Source organism: Salinibacterium sp. (assembly GCF_031364185.1).
Taxonomy (GTDB): Bacteria; Actinomycetota; Actinomycetes; order Actinomycetales; family Microbacteriaceae; genus Rhodoglobus.
The window spans coordinates 1-10369 of record NZ_JANLVV010000265.1; the positions used below are offsets into that span (position 1 = coordinate 1).

The following is a 10369-nucleotide window of genomic DNA, read 5'->3' on the forward strand; positions in this document are numbered from 1 at the left end:
AGCGACGCGGGATGCTGCACCAGCGAGTCGATTCCGCCGAGCGACACGGCGTGCGACACCAGCCGAAGCGCCTCGGTGAAGCGCACTGCCGCGTCATACCCGCCCGCCAGATCGAGGGCGATGAGTGCGCCAGCACCCGAGGACTGCCGACCGATGAGCCCCTGTGGATCTTGACCCGGAAGCCCCGGATACAGCATCCGAGTGAGCGCCGGATGCCCGACCAGCCGCTCGGCCAGCGTCCCTGCGGTCGACTGCTGCGCCCGAACCCGCACGGGAAGGGTGCGGAGGCCCCGGTGCAGCAGGTAGGCCCCGAAGGGATGCAGCAGCCCGCCGGTGAGGGCGCGCACCTGCCGCAGCCGCACCATCCACTCGACCGGTCCCGAGATCGTGCCGCCCATCGCGTCACCGTGACCGCCCAGGTATTTTGTGGCGCTATGCATGACGAGGGTTGCCCCGTGTTCGCTCGGGCGCTGAAGGATCGGCGTGGCGAATGTGTTGTCGACCATGACGGGCACCTGGCCCGCAGCATCCACGACGGCCCTGATGTCGGTGAGTTCGAGGGTCGGATTTGCGGGGGACTCGAGCAGGACGAGCCCGGTGTCGTCGCGAATTGCTCCCGCGACCTCGTGCGCTTCTGCCCAGGTGACGGTGGTGCCCAGCAGGCCGGTCGCGAGCACGTGGTCGGTGCCGCCGTACAGCGGTCGCAGGGCGACGATGTGCGGTTTCCCGGCCGTGACACAGGAGATCAGCACCGCCGTGAGCGCCGCCATCCCGCTGGCAAACGCGACAGTGCCCGGGGTTCCCTCCAACGCCGAGAGGCCATCCTCGAACCGCGCGACCCCGGGCTGCCACAGTCGCTGGTAGACCGCGGACTGCCCCGCGCCGAGCTCGCCGCCCGTGGCGAGATTCTCGTATGACTCGCCGCCAGCATCCACACCGGGAAGGGGGTTTGTGGTCGACAGGTCGATCGTGGGTACGTGGGATCCCGAGTCGGCCACACCCTCCATCCCGGAGCGCACGGCGATGGTTTCGAGGTGTGACAACGGTGGCAGCATCCTCAGATGAAAGCAGATTCCGGCGTGTAACTCAATGATCATCGAAGGTACTGGTGCAACTAGGCAAGCTTCCGCATAAACTGCGAAATAAGCAGAGGAATCACCCATGACGCCGAAGAATGACGACCTTGACCATATCGACCGAGCGCTCCTGCGTTCGCTATCCCTGAACGCGCGAGCATCCGGGGCGGCGCTTGCGGCCGAGCTCGGGGTGGCCGAATCGACAATTTCGGCACGGATGCGACGACTCCACCACAGCGGACACCTCCGTGGATACCGCGCTATCGTCGACCTCGCGGCGCTCGGGGGGTCGCTGCAGGCGCTAGTGGCGGTGCGACTCGGTCGACACGCGCGGGCGCAGATCGACGACTTCCGCGGCTCCGCTCCGCACTGGCCCGGGGTTATCTCGTTGTTCCATATGGGCGGGGCCGACGACTATCTGCTGCACGTGGCGGCCGCAGATGCCGCCGGGCTGCGGGACTTCGTGCTCGAGCATCTGGCCGAGCATCCCGCCGTCGCTCACACCGAAACGAACATCATTTTCGAACATGTAGAGGGCGACGGCTGGCACAAACTCGCCCGGTGACGGCGCGACGGAGTCGTCAGTATCAACTCTCATATGGCATAGATGCGCCATCCGTGCCAGAATCCACTTGTGGATGCCACGCTAGTGCTCGGTAAGCAGGGTCGACTGGTGGTACCGGCCGCCGTCCGAACCGCTCTCGGGCTCAAGCCCGGTGATCACTTGCACCTTCATGTATCCGGGCGGCGACTGGTTCTTCAAAGCCAGGAAAACGCCGTCGCGGAGTTGCGCGACCTGGGCCAGCACGTCTCGACGGCTCGCTCGCTGGTTGATGAGCTGCTCATCGAGCGCCGCCGGGCGGCCGCCGTCGAATGACGGTCCTGGATGCCTCAGCGATCCTCGCCCTGATCCACAACGAACCCGGTGCCGACATGGTAGCCGCCGAACTCACGTCAGCTACGCTCGGGGCCGTGAATCTCGCCGAAGTCGTCGGCAAGCTCGTCGACGCAAATATCGAGATCGACCGGGTGCGTGAGCTTCTCGCCGCAGCCGGGGTCACGATAGAAGCGCTCTCGGAGAAGGACGCCGAGTTGGCGGGCGCGTTGCGGTCCCTCGAAGGAGGGCGGTCACTATCGCTGGGTGATCGTTGCTGTCTGGCACTGACGTTGCGGAGCATCCCCCCGGAGGTGCTCACGGCCGACCGGGCATGGGCCGACCTGGACCTACCCATCACCGTGCGACTCATCCGGTAGCGGCACGCTATCGCAGCAACTCGGCTCCGGTACTACAACCGCTTGGCCAGCCAGTGCTGCGCGTATGGCTCAGAGTTGAACGCGACCACTTCCGTGTAGCCGAGCCGAGAGTAGAGCCGACGTACTTCGCTGAGGTCTGATCGCGTATCCAGTCTCACCAGGTCGTGGCCGATATCCCGTGCGCGCTGTTCGAGTTCTGTGACGATGCCTTCCCCGACGCCCGCGCCACGCTGATCTGGTCGCACGAAGACCCGTGTCAACTCGCTGGTTGCTCGGTCCACGAATCGCAGGCCGCCGCACCCCACGGTTTCGCCATCGCGCGTCGCAATGATGAGCACACCGGTCTTGCCCTGCAGGTCGGCGCTGGGCTCGAGCCGTAACGCGTCGTCGATCTCCTGAGAAGTCGCGCCACGAGTGGGGTGGCGACCGACGATATCGGCGAAGTATTCCCGCAGAATCCCCGCAGCCGCCGCCGAGGCGGGATCAACCGCCGCGAAAGTGAGGTCAGGCATGCCTCGACGGTAGCGCGAATGGCCGTTGCATCATGTTGATAACTCCTGCAACTTCGGGGGAAACGCCGCCCGCGGGCCCGGATTCTCAGGGATTCTCAGGGGGGACCGAGCCCGACATCGTCCGATTGCAGGAGTTATCAACATCACCGGTGTGCGACCACCACGCGACGGCGCCGTCGCGTGGTGAGACGGGCGGGTTCACGGCTGTCGTTCTGCCTGGACTCATAGGGTGGAGGCATGATCCTGACTGCGCTCAAGAACCGCGACTGCTGACGTGGCCGACTACGACCTCGTGGTGATCGGCGCGGGCCCGGCCGGAACGTCGGCGGCACTTCGGGCGGCGGAGCTGGGGGCTCGTGTGGCGGTGGTCGAGGCATCCCGAACCGGGGGAACCTGCGTCAACACCGGCTGCGTGCCCACCCGCGTGCTGGCCAAGACCGCACGCCTGGTGCGCGAGGTGCGCATCGCCCACGAGTACGGCATCGCGGTGAGCGCGCCCGAGGTGCAGTGGGGCGCGACCGTGACGCGCGTGCGAGCCACGGTCGACAGGGTGCGTTCGCTGAAAGACGAGGCCGGACGGTTCGACGCTGCCGGGGTCGAGTTGATCTTCGAAGGCAAGGCGAGGTTTGTGGATGCCACCACCCTCGCCCTCGACAGCGGCAGGCTGATCACCGCCGACTCCGTGATCATCGCCGTGGGAGGGCACTCCCGGCGCCTGCCCATTCCCGGCGCCGAGCTTGCGACCGTGCCGGAGCACGTGCTCGACCTGCCCAGGCTCCCCGGTCGCGTCGCCATCATCGGCGCCGGCAACACGGGCGCGCAGCTCGTGACGGTCTTCAGTTCGTTCGGCTCTGCGGTGACGCTTCTGGATGTCGCGCCCAGGGTGCTTGCGGCCTCTGACGCGGATGTGTCTGCCGCCGTGTCCACCGCGTTCGTGGAGCAGGGTGTCGCCGTGCATACGGGCCTGGATGGCGTCGAGAGCCTCACCTCGGCGGCGGATGGCTCGATCGTGCTCGTGTGGCGCGAGGGAGGGCATCCGGTCTCGAAAGAGTTTGACGCTGTCATTATGGCGACCGGCTGGCCTGCGGATGTCGACGATTTGGGGCTGGTCACTGCCGGCATCACGACCGAGCGATCGTCGATCCCGGTGGACCAGTATTTTCGCAGCGTCGTTCCGCACATCTATGCCGTCGGGGATGCCAACGGTCGAGACATGCTGGTGCAGGCGGCCCATTTCGAGGGCGAGGCGGCCGCGGAGAATGCCGTGCTGGACGCTAACCGGCGCACTCCGCACCACCTGCTGCCGGCCGGAGGATTCACCGACCCCGACTATGCCGGTGTCGGCCTGACCGAGGAGCAGGCGCGGGCTCGGGATCCGAAGTGTGTCGTTGCCACGGTGCCGTACTCACAACTTGACCGTGCCGTGATCGACGACCGAGGTCGAGGCTTCCTGAAGCTGATCGCGGATCGACGTCGGGAGCTCATCCTCGGCGCTCATGCCGTCGGGGAGAACGCGATCGAGGTGGTGCAGTCCGTGACCACCGCGATGGCGGCCGGAATTGACCTGTCCACTCTGGCGGGCGTGAAGTTCGCGTATCCGACGTACAGTGCAGTGATTGGGCTAGCGGCTCGCAAACTATTGACAGAGCGGGACGAAGTACAGGGCTGAACTCGGACTACAACTTCCCGAAGTTGTAGTGCCGCAACACCTGGGCGGGTGTGAGTGCGACCTTGTAGGCGGCAGCAAACTTCATCGATCCGGTGTAGAAAGGGTTTGCGCCGGTCGACGGCCAACCGTTCTGATTGTCGTGTCCCACTCTCCAGTGGCCGTTATAGCTCACCACAGTGGTGAAAGTCGGGCTGGTAGTGGCCGATGCTACGACTGCACCGTCCATGTAGAGCGTCATTCCTGCGGCCGAGAAGGTGCCCACCGCGTGGTGCCAGACGTTGTCCGTATACGTCAAAGGACTGGTGACGATTCGCGCGGCGTTATTGTAAACGCCGAAAATGACCTGGCCAGTAGATGAGATGTACAAGTGGCGGTCGTACGAGCTTGAGGACCCCGACTGCAAATTGCCGAAGCCCATAAGTTTGCCGCTTTTCACGGTGGTTTTGAACCATACTTCCACCGAAAAAATCTGGGGGTTCGTAACCAGGGTGGGGGTACTCACGTTGCTGGTCGAACCGTTGAGCAGGTATGCTCCCGGGGCGTCATACTTGCAGGCCGTGGGGGTGGTGGTGTCGGTGGTCATCGATCCGAGGTAGGTGCCGTTAGCAGGGACAGCCGAGGAATCAACCGCGACCGTGGAACCGGATGCCTCATTGAGTGCATACGCGAAGTAGGCATTCGCCTTATCGAGGGCAACGGCATCCGCACACGTGAAGCTAGCCTTCGTGGTGGTCGTATTTGTGGAGTTCTGGACACTCGCGATGTACGCCCCCGACGTACTCGGCGCCACGAGAGCCGCAATGCATAGTGCGACGGTGGCGGTCAGAAGTGCAACGCGTCGCCGGGTAGGCGAGCTAGGAAGTCGTGACATCAGAGAGTTCTTTCCTCCTTCTCATCACTCGGTGGCAGCCCTACTATCAGGCACCACAGCAACGGCGTTGCGCAGGCCAGCCCAAAGAGAATCCAACCCAGCAGTGACAGGTTGAGGGTTGAACCGAGCTGGTAGCTGCCGTTGTCGAGAAGCCCGGGGATGTTGAGTTGTCCGACTTGCCCGCTCACCAGGTCGACAAAGGTTCCACCAATGGCCTGCACCCTGATCGGCATGAGACCGGTCGAGACAACGGTGGCCTCGGCACCCGACTGAGTCGTAACGAGCTCCAGGATCGCAACCCCGACGAAGGGGCGCAGGATAAAAGCCGTGACCGCCGCCACGAGCGAGAAGCCGAGGATGCGTGCAACCGAACGCCGCAGAGCCGTGCGCAGGAACCCGCTGAGAAACCACACCACTGTGCCGCCGATTACCAGGAACGGGATCGAACGAAGCAGCCATCCAACGCCGGGAAGCACCCGAGTGGCCTGACCTACGATGTCGGGCTGACCCAGAACCCAGGGGTCGGTCGCCCCATTGATGTCTCCCTGCGTAGTGAGGCCATCTGAGTCGACCTTCACGATTCGATGGGTGTACACCTCAGTAGTCGCTGGCGGGATGAACGTGATGATGTCTCCCACTGAGAGTGTGTCGATCGAGACCGGCGTGCTGAGCACGAGGGTGCCGACGGGGGCCGCCTGACCCATGGAAGGCGACTCCACGATGAACCATCGACCTCCAGAGATCCAGAAGATCGCGGCGATGATAACGGCGGCGGCGGCGAGGGCTCCCCAGGACCAGAGCGCGATGGTTCGGGCACGCGCGCCGCGGGGGGTGGTGGTAGTGGTCACGGGTTTCCGACCTTCATAGCGAGAACGCCCGGCGACGGGATGGAACGTCGCCGGGCGAAATCTCGCGTCCTAGCTGGTGAACTTCCAGGTCAGCGGCAGGGACGCCTGCAGGCCCTGGTAGGTGTTATCCGCCGTAGTGTCGACCGATACCGCGAAGTTGAACGGCACGGCCACGCCGGCCGCGGGCGGGCCTGCAATCGTGATGACGCCGCCGGCAGCGAGGGCCGCCGCGGTGCCGCTGAAGATGGTGGTAACGCCTGAGGTCAGAACAACATTGATCTTGGAGCAGAGGTTTGTGGCCGCCCCGACGCCGCCAGTGGTCTGCGTGCAGAGTCCAGGCGTGAGCGTGAAGGTGGCCGCATTTACGGTTCCCGTGTTCTTGATGGTGATCGGCGTGTTCACCGGGGCGGCCCCGGGGATCATGGCCGTGCTGCCACCGAATTTGTTGATCGTGGCGCAAGTAGCCGCGTTGGTGTAAATCGTGCCGCCGTCGGTGCTCAGGCAAGTCACGATGGTGCCCGATGTAGTTTTCTCCTCCATCGTGAGGCTTCCCGTGGCGGCGGTGTTTGTCGAGTTCTGGATGCTGGCAACGAAGCCCGAGAGGGTCCCGGTCATGCTGACAGACAGCAGAACGGCCCCAAGAAGACCGGTGGCGATGGCTACCGGTGTGAAACGGCGCCGCTTCGGCGCCAAGGCGTGCTGAGACATTATTTACCCCAATTAATCGCTGATGGGGCTAGCCCCCCCACACCGGTCGAGTACCGGTGATTCATATTGTGAAGTACCCCGCGATATACTGCAACACCCCCAACCGGGGTACGGCGGTGTCCTCATTTTGTGCTGGATTGTGTACCCGAGACCGCTATGGAGTGGAATCCTCAGACACTCCAGCGGCCCGACACTCAGAGTCCCAAAGCCGATCTCGCGAATCGAAGCGCATCTACCGCAGAGACGCCGAGCTCCGTTGCCCGGGTCGCGTACGCGCTGGCCATGGCCTGGAGGGACTCTCCGGCTGTGCCCTTGGTGCCGCTGATGACCGTGCCGTTGCGTCCTCGCGTCTCGACGAATCCATCATTCTCGAGAATGCGGTAGACACGAGCCACCGTGAAAGGGGCCACCCCGAGTTTGGCAGCGAGCGTCCTCACCGCCGGGAGCTTCGCGCCGACGATGAGTTCTCCCGCTTCGATCTGCCCGATAATCTGCGTCCGCACCTGTTCGTATAGGGTCACCGTCGACTCGGTATCGATCTTCACCACACCACGCTATCGCGGCATACCAACCGTCGTACGATCAGACGATGGTGGATGTGGATGCTGTGGTCGTCGGCTCCGGACCGAACGGGTTAGCGGCGGCGGTCACCCTCGCCCGCGCGGGACTCTCGGTGCACGTCGTCGAGCGTGCAGACACGATAGGCGGCGGGGCCAGGACCGCAGAGCTGACGCTGCCCGGCTTTCGCCATGACGTCGGGTCCGCGGTTCATCCGATGGCGCTCGCGAGCGGATTCTTCCGCCGGTTCGAACTTCAGCGCCGCATGGAGCTCGTCGTGCCGGAACTCTCGTACGGGCATCCACTCGATGGCGGTCGCGCCGGGCTTGCCTGGCATGATCTCGAGCGCACGGTCGATGACCTCGGTCGCGATGGCGAAGCGTATCGGCGGATTATGGCGCCACTCGTGCACAGGGCCGACCGCCTTGCGCAGTTCACGCTGTCCCCCCTGCTGCAGGTGCCGCGGCATCCACTGACCACCGTTCTGTTCGGATTGGCCGCGCTCGAACAGGGCTCACCGGCCTGGAACGCGCGCTTTGCCGAGGAGGTGGCGCCCGCGATGCTCACCGGAGTCGCGGCGCACGCCATCCAGCGCATGCCGAGCCTCGCTACGGCGGCGGTGGCGCTGACCCTGGGGGCGCATGCGCACGCTCGCGGCTGGCCGGTGCCGATCGGCGGCAGTCAGAGCATCGCGGATGCCATGGCCGACGACCTGCTGGCCCATGGCGGCATCATCAGCACGGGAGTGGATGTCGCATCGCTGAACGATCTGCCGCGAGCCACCGCGACGCTACTCGACGTGAACCCGCGCGCGATGCTCGACATCGCGGGCGATCTGCTGCCGCACAGATACCACAGGAGAGTAGAACGGTTCCGGTTCGGCAACGCGGCTGCGAAAGTCGACTTTGCGCTCTCGGGGCCGGTGCCATGGACGAACGCCGCGCTCGCCGCCGCGGGGACTCTGCACCTCGGCGGTACCCGGCGTGAGATTGCGCAGACCGAAGCTGAGGTCAACGCCGGCCGGCACAGCACGAACCCGTATGTGCTCGTTTCGCAACCGTCGACCATCGATCCCGGTCGCGCTCCCGCGGGTCGGCACGTGCTGTGGACGTACACGCACGTTCCGAGCGGATCGGAGATCGACCAGAGTGAGGCCATCACCGCCCAGATCGAAAGATTCGCTCCGGGGTTTCGCGACCTCATCCTCGCGAGTGTCGGCACGACCGCAGCCCAGATGCAGCGGAACAATCCGAACTATGTGGGCGGCGATATCTCGGCCGGCGCCGCCACGTTCGGCCAGCTCGTAGCGCGGCCCGTGCTCTCGACCGATCCCTGGAGAACGCCCGCAGAGGGACTCTACCTCTGCTCCTCCTCCACCCCGCCGGGCCCCGGTGTGCACGGCATGGCTGGCTACCACGCGGCGCGCAGCGCCCTGGCGCACGAATTCGGCATCCACAGCGGGCCGTCGCTCGCCATCGGGGGGTAGCGGTTCAGCGGCGCGGCCGCTTTCTCCGATAGCACTGATCGGCTGCACTGATCTGTTGCATTCATCCATCAACACCGTTGTCGGGATGCTGCGAGTGGGGCGACCGTGACCGCACGCCTGTCGGAAGTGCAGCGGCTCAGTCGTGCTGGCGGTGGATGAGCCGCGACAGCACGATTGCGCTGCGGGTGTGGTCGACATTGGGGGCCAGCCGCACCTTCTCCAGGGCCACCTCGAGCGAGGCGATGTCTCTCGAGCGCATGTGCACTATGGCGTCCGCTGACCCGGTCACGGTGCCGGCATCCACCACTTCAGGAACACTGGAGAGGATGCGCTTCAGCTCTTCCGGCGCGACGGTGCCACGGCAGAATAATTCGACGTAGGCCTCTGTCGCCAGCCCGTCGACGGCGGGATCGACCTGGATGGTGAACCCCCGGATGACGCCATCGGCAACGAGCCTGTCCACACGGCGTTTAACCGCGGAGGCCGAGAGCCCGATCACCTCCCCGATATCGCCGTAACCGGCTCGCGCATTCAGTCTCAGCAGGTCGATTATGCCGTAGTCGAGGTTATCCACGGCGCCAGCCTATGGTGAAAACCGGCGAAGACGCATCCAAAGACGCGAGTTAATTGCGCCATACGCTGCGAAAACGCGGATAGGTGCGTGAAACACTGGAAGGATGACCTTGACTGACCAGCAGATAACCCCAGCCCGGATCGCAACGAAGCGCACAGTGCTGATGTGCCGCCCCAGCTACTTCACCGTCGTGTACCGGATCAACCCATGGATGGATCCCGCGTTGCCGACCGACACCGCGCTCGCGGTTCGCCAGTGGGAGACCCTCTACCAGGCCTACGTCGATCTCGGTTTCGACGTGCATCTGATCGACCCGATCGACGGCCTGCCCGACATGGTTTATGCGGCCAACGGCGGATTTGTCATCGACAACATTGCCTACGGCGCAAGCTTCACCTACCCCGAGCGCCAGCCCGAGGGCCCCGCCTACATGGACTGGTTCCGCGCGGAGGGGTTCGATGTCCGTGTTCCCGCCGAGGTCAACGAGGGCGAGGGCGACTTCCTTCTGGTGGATGGCGTCATTCTCGCCGGCATGGGCTTTCGCAGTGCATCCAACAGCCATCAGGAACTGGCCACGATCTCGGGCCGCCAGGTTGTCTCGCTCAACCTCATCAACCCGAGTTTCTACCACCTCGACACGGCCATCGCGATCCTGGATGACACCAACATCGCCTACCTGCCCTCGGCGTTCGACGAGCCGTCACTGGAGATTCTGCGCGAGCGCTTCCCCGAGGCCATCCTCGTCTCCGAGGAGGACGCCGCGGTACTCGGCCTGAACTCGTTTAGCGATGGATACAACGTGGTCATCGCCGC

The 10369-nt window shown here is 64.7% G+C and carries 13 protein-coding genes; 6 read left to right on the forward strand and 7 right to left on the reverse strand.

Annotated elements, in window-relative coordinates; all coding sequences use genetic code 11:
• The coding region (locus RMN95_RS11690; RefSeq protein WP_309617085.1) for a PLP-dependent transferase at window positions 1–1055 on the reverse strand (1055 nt) is incomplete at its 3' end.
• A 106-nt stretch (window positions 1056–1161) separates the two neighbouring features.
• Here RMN95_RS11690 and RMN95_RS11695 point away from each other — a divergent pair.
• The 3 genes from RMN95_RS11695 to RMN95_RS11705 all read left to right on the forward strand — a co-directional run bounded on the left by RMN95_RS11695 (window position 1162) and on the right by RMN95_RS11705 (window position 2330).
• Window positions 1162–1641, forward strand: coding sequence for an Lrp/AsnC family transcriptional regulator (locus RMN95_RS11695; protein ID WP_309617086.1), 480 nt, complete (start codon window positions 1162–1164; stop codon window positions 1639–1641).
• A gap of 69 nt (window positions 1642–1710) precedes the next feature.
• Window positions 1711–1953: an AbrB/MazE/SpoVT family DNA-binding domain-containing protein gene (locus RMN95_RS11700; RefSeq protein WP_309617087.1), complete on the forward strand. Its 243-nt coding sequence runs from the start codon at window positions 1711–1713 to the stop codon at window positions 1951–1953.
• The gene (locus RMN95_RS11705; protein ID WP_309617088.1) at window positions 1950–2330 is read left to right on the forward strand and encodes a type II toxin-antitoxin system VapC family toxin; all 381 of its coding nucleotides are present in this window, start codon (window positions 1950–1952) and stop codon (window positions 2328–2330) included. Before RMN95_RS11700 ends, RMN95_RS11705 begins: the two co-directional genes overlap by 4 nt.
• Window positions 2331–2362: 32 nt before the next feature.
• On the opposite strand, the gene RMN95_RS11710 is transcribed toward RMN95_RS11705, so the two are convergent.
• Window positions 2363–2842, reverse strand: a complete 480-nt coding sequence (locus RMN95_RS11710; RefSeq protein ID WP_309617089.1) for a GNAT family N-acetyltransferase — start codon at window positions 2840–2842, stop codon at window positions 2363–2365.
• A gap of 274 nt (window positions 2843–3116) precedes the next feature.
• Here RMN95_RS11710 and RMN95_RS11715 point away from each other — a divergent pair, with 274 nt between their 5' ends.
• A complete protein-coding gene (locus RMN95_RS11715; protein ID WP_309617090.1) occupies window positions 3117–4511 on the forward strand; it encodes an NAD(P)/FAD-dependent oxidoreductase in 1395 nt (464 codons plus the stop codon).
• A gap of 7 nt (window positions 4512–4518) precedes the next feature.
• Here RMN95_RS11715 and RMN95_RS11720 read toward each other — a convergent pair whose 3' ends face one another.
• From RMN95_RS11720 to RMN95_RS11735, 4 genes are all read right to left on the reverse strand, one after another.
• Window positions 4519–5382, reverse strand: a complete 864-nt coding sequence (locus RMN95_RS11720) for a LamG domain-containing protein (protein WP_309617091.1) — start codon at window positions 5380–5382, stop codon at window positions 4519–4521.
• Window positions 5382–6230 (reverse strand): S26 family signal peptidase, encoded by an 849-nt coding sequence (locus RMN95_RS11725; RefSeq protein ID WP_309617092.1) that lies wholly within the window; start codon window positions 6228–6230, stop codon window positions 5382–5384. The genes RMN95_RS11720 and RMN95_RS11725 overlap by 1 nt, the downstream gene beginning before the upstream one ends.
• A 69-nt stretch (window positions 6231–6299) precedes the next feature.
• Complete coding sequence (locus RMN95_RS11730) at window positions 6300–6938, reverse strand: hypothetical protein (protein WP_309617093.1); 639 nt, start codon at window positions 6936–6938, stop codon at window positions 6300–6302.
• A 194-nt stretch (window positions 6939–7132) separates the two neighbouring features.
• Complete coding sequence (locus tag RMN95_RS11735; protein ID WP_309617094.1) at window positions 7133–7483, reverse strand: GntR family transcriptional regulator; 351 nt, start codon at window positions 7481–7483, stop codon at window positions 7133–7135.
• Between the two features lie 44 nt (window positions 7484–7527).
• Between RMN95_RS11735 and RMN95_RS11740 the strand changes: the two genes are divergently transcribed.
• Window positions 7528–8982, forward strand: a complete 1455-nt coding sequence (locus tag RMN95_RS11740; protein WP_309617095.1) for an NAD(P)/FAD-dependent oxidoreductase — start codon at window positions 7528–7530, stop codon at window positions 8980–8982.
• 136 nt (window positions 8983–9118) lie between these two features.
• Here the strand turns inward: RMN95_RS11740 and RMN95_RS11745 are convergent, their stop codons facing one another.
• Window positions 9119–9556, reverse strand: a complete 438-nt coding sequence (locus RMN95_RS11745) for an Lrp/AsnC family transcriptional regulator (protein WP_309617096.1) — start codon at window positions 9554–9556, stop codon at window positions 9119–9121.
• A gap of 103 nt (window positions 9557–9659) precedes the next feature.
• Between RMN95_RS11745 and ddaH the strand changes: the two genes are divergently transcribed.
• A partial coding sequence (ddaH, locus tag RMN95_RS11750) for a dimethylargininase (protein WP_309617097.1) occupies window positions 9660–10369 on the forward strand: 710 nt, incomplete at its 3' end.